Genomic DNA, 13,955 nt, shown 5'->3' with positions numbered 1-13,955 from the left:
GCCGGCATATTTCCAAGCGCGACGGCGGCACTCCTGCCAGCGAGGTGTCTTGGCTTAGTGTTAAGCCATGAATGACGCGACAGCACATCCCGGCACGGTCCTGGCCATCTGCCGGGTCCACCAGCTGATCACCACCAAGACCGGCTTTGGTGTGACGGGCATTGACAAGCGCCCTGCCGATGGTCCGGTTAAGCTGAAGCGCTTTGGTGTCTTCGGCGATGCCGTGGGCGATACGGAACACCACGGCGGGCCGGACCAGGCTATCTACGCCTATTCGCAGGAGGACGCCGACTACTGGAGCGCCGAGCTGGGCCGCCCCATCCCGGCAGGGCTGTTTGGCGAGAATCTGCGCACCCAGGGTGTGCCGACCACGCGCGCCGTGATCGGCACGCGGTGGCGCCTTGGCTCAGCCTTGCTGGAGGTCACCTCGCCGCGGGTTCCCTGCGCCACGTTTGCCGAGCGCATGGCCGAGCCGCAGTGGGTCAAGCGGTTCACACAGGCGGGCCTGGTGGGCACGTATCTTAGGGTGCTCGAACACGGCAAGGCGCAGGCGGGGGACGCCATCAGTGTGGAGCATGTGCCGGCCCATGGCATCACGGTGGGCAAATTCTTCAGCAACCCCACAGTGGAGGACGTCCAGACGCTGCAGGCCCTCGAAGCGGCCGGCGAGTTGACGCTGTCCGGACACTTTTACGCCCGCTTCCCCAAGATTTTGCGGGGCAGTTTCAGCAACTGAGGTCCGTACACAGCACCCAACGTGAGGGTCCGCGGTGGTGAGCCGGGCGCCTCGGTGTGGTCCCGGCGTCGTGCTTGGAACAAGGGCGTGTGCCGGAACTCACGGCCGAACATCGACTTTAGGACTGTCCCGGCGGCAGGGTATGCCCTACAATTTATATATCCCCCACTCCGGTATATCCTTTTATTTTCTGCCCAATTTTTGAGGCAGGAGCCTGAAGTGTATGGGGCCCGCAAGTTCTTGAGCGGGCAAGTAGTGTTCATAGGGGATTGCCGGCAAAGAAACGCCATGCGGTGTTGAGTAACTTCAACATTGGCGGCCGTACCCACGGTGCGCAAATGGCGCGAGATCCTGCCCGGGATGCCCTGTAGAGGCTGGATTTCTTGTTATGCGGCGTTCCTCGCCGTCCGGCCCTATGAATGAGGACATTCACCACCATGCCCGAAAACTTGACTGAAAATTCCGCTGTTGTGGAAGAAGAGAACGAACTTACTTTCGCTGATATGGGCATTGACGGCCGTGTGCTGTCTGCCCTGAGCGACGTTGGCTACGAGAAGCCCTCACCCATCCAGGCTGCCACCATCCCGTTGCTGCTTGAAGGCCGCGACGTTGTTGGCCTGGCGCAGACCGGAACCGGAAAGACGGCAGCATTCGCCGTTCCGGCACTGTCCCGCATGGCTGAGCTCATGGACCTTAACGGTCCCACCAAGGACACCCAGATCCTGGTCCTGGCCCCTACCCGTGAATTGGCACTTCAGGTTGCTGAAGCGTTCACGTCGTACGCCAAGCACATGGACAACTTCTCCGTGCTCCCCGTATACGGCGGCTCGGCCTATGGCCCGCAGCTTGCTGGCCTGCGCCGCGGTGCACAGGTTGTTGTCGGCACCCCCGGCCGTGTCATCGACCACCTCTCCAAGGGCTCCTTGGACCTGTCCAACCTGCAGTACCTGGTGCTGGATGAGGCCGATGAGATGCTGCGCATGGGCTTCGCCGAAGACGTCGAGCAGATCTTGTCCAAGACCCCGGCCGAGAAGCAGGTTGCCCTCTTCTCCGCCACCATGCCTGGCCAGATCCGCCGCATCTCCAAGCAGTACCTGAACAACCCGGCCGAGGTGACGGTCAAGTCCAAGACCACCACCGGCGCCAACACCCGTCAGCGCTACCTGCAGGTCATGGGCCCGCACAAGCTCGACGCACTGACCCGTGTGCTTGAAGTTGAAGAGTTCGAAGGCGTTATCGCGTTCGTGCGCACCAAGATGGCCACCGAGGACCTGGCTGACAAGCTGAAGGCCCGCGGCTTCCAGGCTGCCGCCATCAACGGTGACATCCCGCAGCAGCAGCGCGAGCGCACCATCGAGGCACTGCGCAGCGGCAAGATCGACATCCTGGTTGCCACGGACGTTGCCGCCCGTGGCCTGGATGTTGAGCGCATCACGCACGTGATCAACTACGACATCCCGCACGACACCGAGTCCTACGTGCACCGCATTGGCCGCACGGGCCGTGCCGGCCGTTCAGGTGACGCGATCCTGTTCATGACCCCGCGGGAGAAGTACCTGCTGCGCGCCATCGAGAAGGCCACGCGCCAGCCGGTGGACCAGATGCACCTGCCGTCCGCAGAGACCATCAACTCGCTGCGCCTGGGCAAGTTCGCTGAGAAGATCACCGAAACCCTGGCCAGCCAGGACGTTGCCAAGTTCCGTGACCTGATCGCCTCCTACGAGCAGGAGCACGACGTTCCGGCGTCGGAGATTGCTGCTGCCTTGGCCGTCATGGCCCAGGGCAACCAGCCGTTGCTTGTCAACGACCTGCCGGCAGCTCCCGAGTACCAGAAGAAGGAACGCTCCAAGGACGGCTTCGGCTCACGTGGCCCGACCCGCACCCTGACCGAGGGCAACGCCACCTACCGCATCTCGGTGGGTCGCCGCCAGCGTGTCATGCCCGGTTCCATCGTTGGTGCCATTGCCAACGAAGGCGGCCTGTCCTCCGCACAGATCGGCGGCATCGACATCCGCGCCGACCACACCCTGGTTGAACTGCCGGCAGAGCTGAGCAAGGACCAGTGGCGTGCACTGAGCAAGACCCGCATCAGCGGCGAGCTCATCAACCTCGAGCTGGACAAGGGCCGTCGCCCCTCCGGCGGAGGCGGCGGCGCCCCTTACCAGGCCCGTGAAGAGCGCAATGACCGCGGTCAGGGCGGCTTCAAAAAGAAGTTCGACGGCGACCGTGGCGGCTTCCGCGCGGATCGCGGCTCAGACCGTGGCCAGGACCGCAACGACCGCGGCCAGGGCCACACCGGCCACGGTGGCGGCGACCGCCGTCCCCGCCACGAGGGCGGCGCGAACTACAACGCCAAGGGCAAGTGGTAACAACCACTGCTTTGTCCGGTTTGTGCCTGGCTGAGTGACAGTTTTGAATGAGTGAAAGAAGGGTCGGTCTCCACACGGAGGCCGGCCCTTCTTTCGCTCCCTCGCACCTCCCAACGCCGCAGCATCGTCCGGGGCTTTTTCGCCAACGCGGCAGCACCTTTCGTGCCCGGAGCACTGTTGCCAGGGCCTGTGTGAGCGAAGTCATGAGCTGCGTTGCATCGTTCGAAATCCCTTGATTTGACGCGGAATTTGAGCTGCGTTTGGGGATGAAAATGGGAAAATGCGGCCGCATCCGGAGGCTTGCTGAAAGTTGACTGGCATACGATTTCACATCCAGCCCAAGCGCTGGTAAAGTATTTTCTCGTTGCCCCCCTAGCTCAGTGGTAGAGCGCGTTCTTGGTAAGAACGAGGTCACCGGATCGATTCCGGTGGGGGGCTCGCAAATGAGAAAGCTCGTGTCGAGACGGTTTTGTCCGGGGCGGCACGAGCTATTCTTGTTTATGGCGGCATAGCTCAGTTGGTTAGAGCGCACGACTCATAATCGTGAGGTCCCGAGATCGAGTCTCGGTGCCGCTACAGACAAACCCCCTCCAGCATTGCGCCGGAGGGGGTTTTCTTGTGCCTGAAAGCAGCCCCAGAGCTTGCCTGGTCCCACTTTGTGGCCATCTGTGTCGTTTCGGCAGTTGCACTATGCACTGACACCCTCGAGCGGGAGCTGACGGGACGGTGTCCACGATTCTGTCGCCGAGAATGGGCCAAACCAGCCGTTCCGCCGGGCCAATCAGCGAAGATGAGCCCAACCCGCGTGAGGGGTGCACTTTGCATGTATTTCGAAAGAAAGGTCCATTTTCGGTGTGTCGGACGATGCACAGAGCGGGTTCGGGTAATTCTCGGCAAGGGCGTGGAGTAGGCTTCCACCAACTAGCCTCGGACCAAGGAGCAAAACATGAAAAAAGTTGTCATCATCGGCGGGCACGGAAAAATTGCCCTGCTGCTGGCCCCTATGCTGAAGGACGCCGGGTGGGAGATCACCTCGGTGATCCGCAACGCCGCCCACATCGACGACGTCGCGGCTGCGGGCGCCAAACCCGTCCTGCACGACGTCGCATCCTCCTCCCGCGAAGAGCTCACCGAGGTGCTGGCCGGCCATGACGCCGTGATCTGGTCAGCAGGGGCGGGCGGTGGCAGCCCGGAACGGACCTACGCCGTGGACCGTGACGCGGCGATCGCCTCCATGGATGCCGCCGCGGCCGCCGGGGTGCAGCGCTACCTCATGGTTTCCTATCTGGGCGCCCGGACAGACCACGGCGTCCCGCCGGACAACAGCTTCTTTGCCTACGCCGAGGCGAAGGCTGCGGCTGATGCCCACTTGCGGTCGAGCACCCTGGCATGGACCATTCTGGGACCGGGTGCGCTGACCCTGGAAGAAGCCACCGGCCTGATCGACCCGACCCCGGCCACCGCCCGCGAGGCAGACGCACCGGGCAACACGTCCCGCGCCAACGTGGCCCTCGTGACGGCTGCCGCCCTGCAACGCCCTGACACGATCATGCGAACCATCGAGTTCAGCGACGGCCACGTGACAATCGAGGAAGCCCTCACCCCGTAAAGTAAAGTCCGTGGAACAGCTCATACTCATTGTCGGACTCCTTTTCGCCACTGTGGTTGCCGTGGGCCTGGGCGACAAGCTCAAGCTCCCGTACCCGGTCCTGATGCTCATCATGGCGGGTGCGCTGACCTTCATCCCGGGATTTCCGGACCTGCGGATTGAGCCCGAGCTGATTCTGCCGATCTTCCTTCCCCCGCTGCTCTTTGCCACGGCGCAGAAGAGTTCGTGGGCCGTCTTCCGGATCCGTTGGCGCACCATCCTCCTGCTGGCGGTGGCGCTGGTTGTGGTCTCCACGGCCGCCGTCGCAGGTGCCGTCTGGCTGCTGATCCCCAGCATCGGCATCCCGGCAGCCATCGCCCTCGGCGCCATGTGCGCCCCGCCGGACCCGGTCGCTGTGGAATCCATCGCCGGCCGCGTCCACATGCCGCGCCGGCTCATCACGGTGCTACAAAGCGAGGGCCTGTTCAACGACGCCGCAGCCATCGTCATCTTCCAGACGGCCGTGGCCAGCGCCATGGACGGGCAGCCGTTCGGACTGGGCGTCATCGGGAAATTCCTGCTCGGCGCCGCGCTAGCGATCGTGGTCGGCATGCTCTTTGGCTGGCTGACGCGCGTCATCAGCAAACTCATCACCTCTTCCGTGGCCCGCAGCGCCGTGACCCTGGTGGCGCCGTTCGCCGCGTACATCCTGGCCGAGGAGGTGCACGCCTCGGGTGTCATCGCCGTCGTAGTCACCGCCCTCGAGATCAAGCGCCATGCCCGCGCCGAGGACGCCACCGAACGCATCACCCGCGCCGCCTTCTGGGACGTGGTGGAACTCCTCGTGACGGGCCTCGCGTTTGGCCTGGTAGGTCTGGAAGTACGCGAGGTCATCAAGATTGAAGGCTCCGCGATCTGGGGCATGCTGCCCATGGCGATCGGCATCAGCGTCCTGGTGATTGTGGTCAGGTTCCTGTGGTTTGGCCTGCTGGCGCTGCTGTCTCGGAAGAACGACGGCGACCTGCCGCCAACCAGCCTCAAGGACGTCGTGATCCTCACCTGGTGCGGCATGCGCGGCCTGGCCACGTTGGCCCTGGCCCTCGCGCTGCCGGTCACGCTGCCCGGTGGGGGAGACTTCCCTGCCCGGCACGAGATTATCGTGGTGGCCTGTGCGGTCCTGCTCACCACCCTGGTGCTGCCCGGCCTGACCCTGCCGTGGCTCATGCGCGTGCTGCAGGCAACCGACGACGGCACCGAGGAACGTGAGGCTGCCAAGGTTCTGGCCCTGCGCGCCCAGGAAGCCGCCATCGCAGCCCTGCGCGACCACGAACTGATGAAGAACCTGCCGCCCGAGAAGGTCGCTCTCGTCAAGGAAAAGATGAAGCGCCTCCATGCCGAGCTGCTCGACGGCAGTCTGAAGAATGAAGGCCTTGACGAGCGCCGTCGTCGTGGGCGGGAACTAGCCATCACCGTCCAAACGATCGCCCTGGACGCGGCCCGCACCGAGGTCTTGAACGCCCGCAATGAGGCCGACGCCGATCCCGAGGTCGTGGACAAGGTGCTGCGGCAGCTGGATCTGCGCACCATGATCACCCCGGAAAAATAGCCCACCGCAACGCTCGCTCACATACGGGGCTGTTTCCCGCAACGCTCGCTCACATACGGGCTATTTGCACGATCCCTCCCTCACTAGTCGGGGGCCCCACAATCCAAGGATGTCTTGATGACTGCTGAGCCAACAACCACCGCCCGCCTGTCGCTGTCCCGTCCAGCGCCGGGCGATGCCGCCGGGATGTATGCCATCTGCAGCGACCCCCGCGTCTGGACGCATTTCCCCAGCCTGCGGCACACCGATCCCGCGCAGACGGCCGCCATGCTTGACGCGTTCACGGCCAAGTGGGACCAGGACGGGCTGGGCCCGTGGGTGGTCCGGGCGATGGGGGAGCAGGAGATCATCGGCCAGGGCGGCTGCTCCATTAAGGCTGGCGTGTTTTGGAATCTTGGCTACCGCTTCTCCGCCGATGTCCATGGCAGGGGCTATGCCACGGAGCTCTCACAGGAGGCCATCCGCCAAGCCAAGGCGCACCGGCCGGAGCTGCCCGTGGTCGCGTACCTGCTGGAACACAACGTTGCCTCGGCCCGGGTTGCCGAGAAGTTGGGCCTGACGCTGGTGCACCGCGGCCCCGACGCCGGCAACCCCGATCCCAAGGCGGTCCGCCTCGTGTACGCCGACCGGCCGCTGAGCCGGGAGGAACTTGCCACAACCATGGCCTAGCCCCGTCGAGGTGTGAGATCACGCCCGCTGACGGCTCCGCACCCGCCTATGCTGGGGCCATGGACTCCCAGCCGGCAACAGTTCCCGAGTCGCTCCGCGATGCAAGCCCCGGTGCATGGCTCAAGCCCCTCATCGATGTGCAATGGCATGACATGCATGCCGTGGTGCCGCGCGGTTTCCCCGCCTATGTCCGGATCTTCCACCCGACGGAACGAGACCGGCCGCTGGACACCAAAACATGGCACGGGCACGATCTGACCGCAATGGTGGACATGGAACAGCGGCAGGTGGGCTGGTCCGCCGTCGCACAGGCCTTTGGTAAACAAATGCACGCACTGGCACAGTTCCATCGGCTGGTAGGCCCGGAGACCGCGAAACTTGGGCCTCTTGACGCAGCCGGCTGGCGCTATTCCAAACCGGAGGTAGGCAACCTCGCCCAGGGCGTCCTGGCCAAAGTGGCCGCCCACCTGTGCGAACACACCACCACTCCGGAGCGGGGCGTCACCGCCATCTGGGAGGGGTGGGGCGGGCTGACCAGCTCTTCCGGTTACGTGGAGCTGAGCATTGCGGACGGCGGCGTGCAGCACCACTTTGGCGGAGGCTTCGAAGCCCCCAACGCAGAGCCAGGCACCGGACTGCTGCCCGCAGAAGTGGTCAACGGCGAAAAGCTGGAGCTCCCAGGGAGGAGCTATTTCCTGTTCAACGCGGGCGCCAGCTTCTACACCGACCCGGCCTGGGTGGACCACGTGCCGTGGCATCACACGCGGCAGTGGCCGCAATCGCCGAGCATCCTGTGGCCCCAAGACCAAAAATGGGTGTTGGTTTCTGAGATCGACTTCGATTCCACCATTGTGGCGGGCAGTTGGGAACTCATTTCCGCGCTGGCGCAGGATCCGGACATCGAGGCCCTGGTGCTGCGGGAAGGCGCCGACCTGACGTGGGATGCGGACGTGCCCAACCGGTCAGTGGTCTAGACCAGTACGGTAAATTCTGGTGCAATCCGCCAGTGTATCCAGCAAGGCTTTGTAGCTCGGCACATCTCACGGACGCTGTTTGCCGTATACGGTAGATATATGTCTAGCACCGTCGGCAACGAAGCCATCCCCGCACCCGTCCGCACCCGCAATATCCCGGCTGAAATCGCCCGCTCGTGGCTTTTGGTGCCCGCCACCCGCCCGGAGATCTTTGACGAGGCCGCAGCATCCCGCGCCGACGCCATTGTGCTGGACATCGAAGACGCCGTGGACCCCAAGAAGAAGGATGACGCCCGCGCCGACGTCATCAACTGGCTGCGCAATGGCGGCCAGGCCTGGGTCCGCATCAACGACGTCCACTCCAAGTTCTGGGCCGACGACGTCGCCAACTTGCGCAACGTCCCCGGACTGCTCGGCGTCATGCTCGCCAAGACCGAACAGGCCGAGCAGGTCAAGGAAACCTACCACCGCCTCGACGGCAAGACCCGCGTTCTGGCCCTGGTTGAATCTGCACTGGGCATAGAGGAAGCCAACAACATCGCCCGCGCCGAGGGCGCCTTCCGCCTCGCATTCGGCTCCGGCGACTTCCGCCGCGACACCGGCATGTCCGCCGACCGCGAGGCCATGGCCTATCCGCGCGCCAAGCTCGTCGTCGCCAGCCGCGTCGGCAACCTGCCCGGCCCCATCGACGGCCCCACGGTCGGCACCAACCACCCGATCCTGCGCGAACAGTCGGCCGTCACCGTCTCCATGGGCATGACCGGCAAACTCTGTCTGGCCATCGACCAGACCACCATCATCAACGAAGTGATCAGCCCCACCCCCTCTGACGTCGCCTGGGCCACCGACTTCATGAACGACTTCCGGGCCCGCGGCGGCGTCATCCGCGACGGCTCCGACTTGCCTCGCCTGGGCCGCGCCGAGAAGATCATGAAGCTCGCGGTCGCGTACGGCGTCCAGCCGGCGCTCTAGCTGTGGACAGTCTGGTCCGTGGCATCTCCTGGTCACTGGAAGGCCCTGCGCTGTCCCTGGAAACGGACGACGGCGGTGCGCGGCTGCCTTTGGTGGTGGGGCAGTGGCTCAGGTTTGAGGTGCTCTCCGGTGATGGTGTCCCGGCGCGGTTCTGCCTAGGCTTCACGCGGGTGGAGGAGTCGGGGCAGCCCCAGCACTTCCCATGCCCTTCGGGTCAGGGGGCCGAGCGCGGCTTTCAGTGTGGTGCCTGCTTCGCCAAGGATCAGATGCGCCTGATGCACGACTTCCACCGCAGTGGCCAGGGGTCGCCCGGACTGAAGGCGTACATGTCGGCGCAGCACTGGCTGTACATCGCCACGTTCGCCGACGGCACCACCAAGGTGGGCACGGCATCCGAGCGCAGCAAGTGGAGCCGCCTGGCCGAGCAAGGGGCGCTCGTGGCCCGGTATGTGGCGAGGGCCCAGGACGGTGCCGTGGTGCGCCACCTTGAGGATGCCGTTTCCACGAACCTGCCGCCCACCCAATTCGTGCGCGGCGCCGCAAAGTTCGCCGCTCTTTTGCATCCCCGACCACCGGCCCACTTGGAGCAGACGAACAAGGCGATGGCCGACGTCGTCCGTGAATACGTGGAGGGTCTGGCGCTGGAAGGCTTTGAGCCCGCGGAGGAGCAATGGGTCCGCAGCGAAATGTCGGAGGCCGTGGCGGTTCCCAGCAAGCGCACCGCTTATCCGCAGCCGCTGGAATCAGGTATGCACGGCATCCGGATGGACTCCCTGCTCGGCCCAACAGCCCTTGTGGGACTGGACGGTGCGGACGGGGAATTTTTGGTGGACCTCGGTGCGCTCAAGGGGAGGAAGATCCGCCTGGGCGACTTCCAGACCGTTGTCCCGGCGCTGCAGGAATCCCTCTTTTAGCACCCCCTCTCACCGACGCTGTCGCAGCAAAGGTCGTTTTTCTCAGCGCCTCTCGCAGCAATGGATGGAAGGTCCGGATCCTGATCGCAGTAATGGCGGGTCAATCGAGACTGGCCGGGTGTTCGCGTTTGCCGCGGAACTAATTCATGAGCCACTGTGTCCAACCTAAGTTTGGTGGCGGGAGTCGCTTTTAGGCTCCGGCCGTATCCCGCCTAGCGTCTCCCGGCCTCCCAAACCTCGCTCCGCTCGCTTTGGGCCCCTCGCCCGGTAGACTTGGCACCGTGCTTAACGACTTTTGGGAAACCGCTCCGCCCGCCTACAAATACGCCGTTTTTGGTGGCATGGGGCTGACCTTCATCGGCATCGTCATCATCATCCTCGGCGCCATCTCTTCGACGCCGTCCATGACGTTCATTGCCCTGCCGTTCATCGGAGTCGGGCTTCTGGCCCACATGGCGTCCCTGGGCCTGCGCGGCCACAACATCCGCAAGGAAATGAAAGCCGCTGAGAAGCGCGAAGCCGCCCGTGACGGCAAGAAGTAGCGCGAAAACCCGCTTTTCAGTGAGTCTGAACGACCCGTGCCTTGGTTTGCTACGCTGGTGATATGAGTTCCCCCGAAGCATCCACTGTCGAGCTACCGGTACGCCCGTAGCTCGAAACCCAAAACAGCGTCCGCTGCGGCGCAGTTTTCAGTGACCCATTCTGCGGTCCTTTGAGCGCTGATGTGCCGGTCCCTCCCGACCGTCATCTCACTTCGAAGGACCCAAATGCCGTTCATCATTTATCTCCTCAGCGTTGCCGTTTTCTCACAGGGAACGTCCGAATTTATGCTCGCCGGCCTGCTGCCGGACATCGCTTCTGATCTCGAAATCACTCTTCCACAAGCGGGTCTCCTGACGTCTGCTTTTGCTGTTGGAATGGTGGCAGGTGCCCCTCTGATGGCTGCGATCAGCCGAAAATGGCCGCCTCGTCGGGCGCTTTCAATTTTTCTGTTTGTTTTCATTGCCATGCACGTGGCCGGTGCGCTGACTGACAGCTTCGGCGTTCTCCTGGCCACGCGCGTCATTGCTGCTTTCACGAACGCCGGTTTTCTCGCCGTCACCTTGTCCACTGTTTCGGCCCTCGTGCCGGTGGATCGAACTGCAAGAGCGCTTGCGGTCATTCTGGGTGGGACGACTCTTGCATTAATTGCCGGAGTGCCGGCAGGTGCAATGATCGGCGCACTTCTGGACTGGCGTGCTGCCCTTTGGGGAGTAGCCGTCATCTCAGTTCCTGCCCTTATCGCGGTCGTCGTGGCCACTCCGAACCGGGCTGCCTCTAGGACTTGTGGCACGGCTTCGCTCATGACCGAGTTCCGCGTGTTGCTTCACCGGAGGCTCATGCTTCCACTGGTGCTTTGCGCATTGGTCAACGGAGCAACGTTCTGTGCCTTTACGTATTTGTCTCCGTTGGTTACGGACGGGGCCGGACTTCCGGCTGGATTAGTTCCCATGGTCCTAGGCATATTCGGGATCGGGTCTTTCTTGGGTGTGTGGGCGGCTGGCCGATTCGGTGATGACCACGCGAAACGTATCCTGGGCATTGGTGGAACTGGTCTACTTCTTGGTTGGATCGCATTGGCAGCGCTTTCAGCAATACCGGTTGTGCTGATTCTCTTGGTGCTGTTACAGGGGGCGTTGTCGTTTGCCGTGGGAAGCACATTGATCGCTGTTTCCATCCGGGCTTCCACTGCTGCGCCAACCATGTCGGGATCCTTCGCAACGGCGTCCCTGAACATTGGTGCTGCCGTGGGACCCGTTCTTGGCGGGCTCGTCTATGCAACCGCAGCCGGGGCTACCGGCCCTGTCCTCGTGAGTGCAGGGCTCATACTCGTGGCAGCCATCGTTTACGGATTTCGGGGGAGGGTCACTTCAACGGCGTGGGCTTCGAGCCCACGCGCCGAGCACTCGAGCCCCGTGTCGTTGCATCGATAGCCTTCCGCTGGCAGCAACAGCAGCCGTGGTTGAATAGCAACAGCCAAGCTCCACCGCACCTCAGGCGATTGCCCGCCGATCCCCAAAGGAAATTCAGATGCAAACCAGCGAAGCCGCGCAGCGCTGGGCACAGACCTGGGCCCGAGCGTGGCCACTCAAGGACATTGAAGCCATTGCGGAGCTGCAGGCCGTAGGCGGGGACCATTGGGCGTCCATGTTCCGGCCCTTCCGGGGACGCGCAGGATTGCGCAGCTACCTTCAGGAGTGCTTCGCGGAGGAGACGCAACCCGCGGAAACCTGGTTCGCCGACCCTGTAGTCGACGGCGCCTCCGCCAGTGTCGAATACTGGGTGGTCATCTACCTCAAAGGCCAACCCGTCACCATTTCCGGATGTACGGTCCTGGCCTTCGACGAATCCGGACTGGTAACCGTGGCGCGCGACTATTCCAACGTCCGGGAGGGACGCCTCGAGCGGCCCAGCCAGGCATTCACCCGCTGAGACCGCCTGCCCACCCACAAGCAAAGGAAGGACGACGGCGTTCCGCAAGAAACGCCGTCGTCCTTCCTTTGAGAGGGAAGAGTTGGGAGGAGTTGGGCTTAGTGGTCCACCGGCTCCGGGGCGGTGACCGCGCTGCGCAGGGTCCACGCGCACATCAGTGCGGCAGCGAGCATGAGCACCACGCTGACCATGGCCACCGTGCCTGAACCGGAGTCGAAGGCGTGCTTGGCCGATTCCAGCAGCGCCTTGCCCTGCTCAACCGGCAGTGTGCCGGCCACATCAATGGCGCCGCCCAGCGTTTGCGAAGCCGTGTTGCTGGCATCAGCTGAAACACCCTCGGGAATCACCACATTCATCCGGTAGGAAGCGGCCAGGATGCTGCCCAACACGGCGGTTCCCAACACTGAACCCACTTCGTAAGCCGTCTCGGAAATGGCCGAGGCGGCGCCGGCCTTGGCGGGCGGGGCGGCCGAAAGGATGAGGTCGTTGGAGATGGTTTCGGCCGTTCCCACGCCGGCGCCGAGGACGGCAAAGGCAATGATGATGCCCAGCACGGAGCCGTCAGAGTTGAGAAACACGATCAAGAAGGCCGTGGCGTTGAGCAGCAGCCCGCCCACCACCAGCCAGGACGGCCGGAAATGGTTTGCCAGGGAAGCTGCCAGCAAGCCGAAAATCACGGTGATGGCGAGGCCTGGAACCAGCACGTAGGCGGCATGGGTGGGGGACAGGCCCACCACCAGCTGCAGGTGCTGGGTGATGAAGTACAGGAATCCGACTAGTGCGAAGATGCTCAGGAGGTTGGCGCTGACGCTGCCGCTGAACACCGGATTTTTAAAGAGCGTCACATCCATCATGGGGTTTTCGCGGCGCATTTGACGGCGCACAAAGACCGCGCCCAGGCCCACGCCCAGCACGATCAGGGCCAGGTTGACCACGGAGAAGCCCGACTGGGCGATCTCCTTGATGCCGAAAATCGTGGGCACCATGGCGCCGAAGGAGAGCAGGATGCTCCACACGTCGATCTTTCCCGGGTTCGGGTCCTTGGACTCAGGCACAAAAATGGGGGCCAGGATGAGTAAGGGGATCAGTACCGGAACCGACATCAGGAACACCGCGCCCCACCAGAAGTGCTCCAGAATGAAGCCGCCCACAATGGGGCCCAGGGCGGCGCCACCGGAGAACCCGGCAGCCCAGACGGCGATTGCCGTGCGGCGCTGGCCCGGATGCAGGAACAAGTTGCGGATGAGCGACAAGGTTGACGGCATCAGCATGGCGCCGAAGAGGCCGAGCAGTGCGCGGTAGCCGATGAGTGCTCCGGCGTTGGGGGCAAAGGCGGCGAACACGGACACCACGGCGAAGCCGGTGCTGCCGATAAGCAGGAGCTTGCGGCGGCCGAACCGGTCCGCCATGCTGCCCATTGGAACGAGCAGCGCAGCAAGCACCAGAGGGTAAATGTCGATGATCCACAACAGCTCGGACGCTGACGGGGTCAGTGCCAAGGAGATGGAGGGGATGGCGAAGCTCAGCACGGTGTTGTCCACCGACACCAGCAAAACGGGCAGCATGAGCACCGCGAGGGCTATCCAGGAACGGACGCCGGCGCGTGGTGTGGTTTCGGACAAACCGGTTTTGGAAGTTGCTGGTGATATCGCCAT

The 13,955-nt window shown here is 63.6% G+C and carries 12 protein-coding genes and 2 tRNA genes; 13 read left to right on the top strand and 1 reads right to left on the bottom strand.

Annotation, left to right across the window (positions count from 1 at the left end):
• The first annotated feature begins 67 nt into the window (after positions 1-67).
• The 13 genes from art_RS10415 to art_RS10355 all read left to right on the top strand — a co-directional run bounded on the left by art_RS10415 (position 68) and on the right by art_RS10355 (position 12,300).
• The gene (locus tag art_RS10415) at positions 68-736 is read left to right on the top strand and encodes an MOSC domain-containing protein (protein WP_038464801.1); all 669 of its coding nucleotides are present in this window, start codon (positions 68-70) and stop codon (positions 734-736) included.
• A gap of 437 nt (positions 737-1,173) precedes the next feature.
• Positions 1,174-3,105, top strand: a complete 1,932-nt coding sequence (locus art_RS10410; protein ID WP_082000233.1) for a DEAD/DEAH box helicase — start codon at positions 1,174-1,176, stop codon at positions 3,103-3,105.
• Between the two features lie 366 nt (positions 3,106-3,471).
• Positions 3,472-3,543, top strand: a tRNA-Thr gene (locus art_RS10405).
• Positions 3,544-3,607: 64 nt separating this feature from the next.
• Positions 3,608-3,681, top strand: a tRNA-Met gene (locus art_RS10400).
• Positions 3,682-4,051: 370 nt separating this feature from the next.
• A complete protein-coding gene (locus art_RS10395) occupies positions 4,052-4,714 on the top strand; it encodes an NAD(P)H-binding protein (RefSeq protein WP_038464798.1) in 663 nt (220 codons plus the stop codon).
• Positions 4,715-4,724: 10 nt separating this feature from the next.
• Entirely contained in the window at positions 4,725-6,299 is a 1,575-nt protein-coding gene (locus tag art_RS10390; RefSeq protein WP_038464797.1) for a Na+/H+ antiporter, read from the top strand.
• Between the two features lie 117 nt (positions 6,300-6,416).
• Positions 6,417-6,968 (top strand): GNAT family N-acetyltransferase, encoded by a 552-nt coding sequence (locus art_RS10385; RefSeq protein ID WP_038464795.1) that lies wholly within the window; start codon positions 6,417-6,419, stop codon positions 6,966-6,968.
• Between the two features lie 59 nt (positions 6,969-7,027).
• Complete coding sequence (locus art_RS10380; protein ID WP_038464793.1) at positions 7,028-7,942, top strand: hypothetical protein; 915 nt, start codon at positions 7,028-7,030, stop codon at positions 7,940-7,942.
• A gap of 99 nt (positions 7,943-8,041) precedes the next feature.
• Complete coding sequence (locus art_RS10375) at positions 8,042-8,914, top strand: CoA ester lyase (protein ID WP_038464791.1); 873 nt, start codon at positions 8,042-8,044, stop codon at positions 8,912-8,914.
• A gap of 2 nt (positions 8,915-8,916) precedes the next feature.
• The gene (locus art_RS10370) at positions 8,917-9,828 is read left to right on the top strand and encodes a hypothetical protein (protein WP_052136236.1); all 912 of its coding nucleotides are present in this window, start codon (positions 8,917-8,919) and stop codon (positions 9,826-9,828) included.
• 281 nt (positions 9,829-10,109) lie between these two features.
• Positions 10,110-10,370, top strand: coding sequence for a hypothetical protein (locus art_RS10365; protein ID WP_052136234.1), 261 nt, complete (start codon positions 10,110-10,112; stop codon positions 10,368-10,370).
• A gap of 225 nt (positions 10,371-10,595) precedes the next feature.
• Positions 10,596-11,801: a Cmx/CmrA family chloramphenicol efflux MFS transporter gene (locus art_RS10360; RefSeq protein WP_082000232.1), complete on the top strand. Its 1,206-nt coding sequence runs from the start codon at positions 10,596-10,598 to the stop codon at positions 11,799-11,801.
• A 97-nt stretch (positions 11,802-11,898) separates the two neighbouring features.
• Positions 11,899-12,300, top strand: a complete 402-nt coding sequence (locus art_RS10355) for a nuclear transport factor 2 family protein (RefSeq protein WP_052136232.1) — start codon at positions 11,899-11,901, stop codon at positions 12,298-12,300.
• Between the two features lie 98 nt (positions 12,301-12,398).
• Here art_RS10355 and art_RS10350 read toward each other — a convergent pair whose 3' ends face one another.
• Positions 12,399-13,955, bottom strand: coding sequence for an MFS transporter (locus tag art_RS10350; RefSeq protein ID WP_038469623.1), 1,557 nt, complete (start codon positions 13,953-13,955; stop codon positions 12,399-12,401).

The organism is Arthrobacter sp. PAMC 25486 (assembly GCF_000785535.1).
Classification (GTDB): domain Bacteria; phylum Actinomycetota; class Actinomycetes; order Actinomycetales; family Micrococcaceae; genus Specibacter.
The sequence above is the reverse complement of the archived record's forward strand: the minus strand, read 5'-3'. Positions and strand labels throughout refer to the sequence as shown.

Coding starts and splice junctions, on each gene's coding strand:
- art_RS10355 (WP_052136232.1), top strand. CDS start 11,899: ATGCAAACCAGCGAAGCCGCGCAGCGCTGGGCACAGACCTGGGCCCGA.
- art_RS10415 (WP_038464801.1), top strand. CDS start 68: ATGAATGACGCGACAGCACATCCCGGCACGGTCCTGGCCATCTGCCGG.
- art_RS10360 (WP_082000232.1), top strand. CDS start 10,596: ATGCCGTTCATCATTTATCTCCTCAGCGTTGCCGTTTTCTCACAGGGA.
- art_RS10350 (WP_038469623.1), bottom strand. CDS start 13,955: ATGGCGATATCACCAGCAACTTCCAAAACCGGTTTGTCCGAAACCACA.
- art_RS10375 (WP_038464791.1), top strand. CDS start 8,042: ATGTCTAGCACCGTCGGCAACGAAGCCATCCCCGCACCCGTCCGCACC.
- art_RS10395 (WP_038464798.1), top strand. CDS start 4,052: ATGAAAAAAGTTGTCATCATCGGCGGGCACGGAAAAATTGCCCTGCTG.
- art_RS10410 (WP_082000233.1), top strand. CDS start 1,174: ATGCCCGAAAACTTGACTGAAAATTCCGCTGTTGTGGAAGAAGAGAAC.
- art_RS10380 (WP_038464793.1), top strand. CDS start 7,028: ATGGACTCCCAGCCGGCAACAGTTCCCGAGTCGCTCCGCGATGCAAGC.
- art_RS10385 (WP_038464795.1), top strand. CDS start 6,417: ATGACTGCTGAGCCAACAACCACCGCCCGCCTGTCGCTGTCCCGTCCA.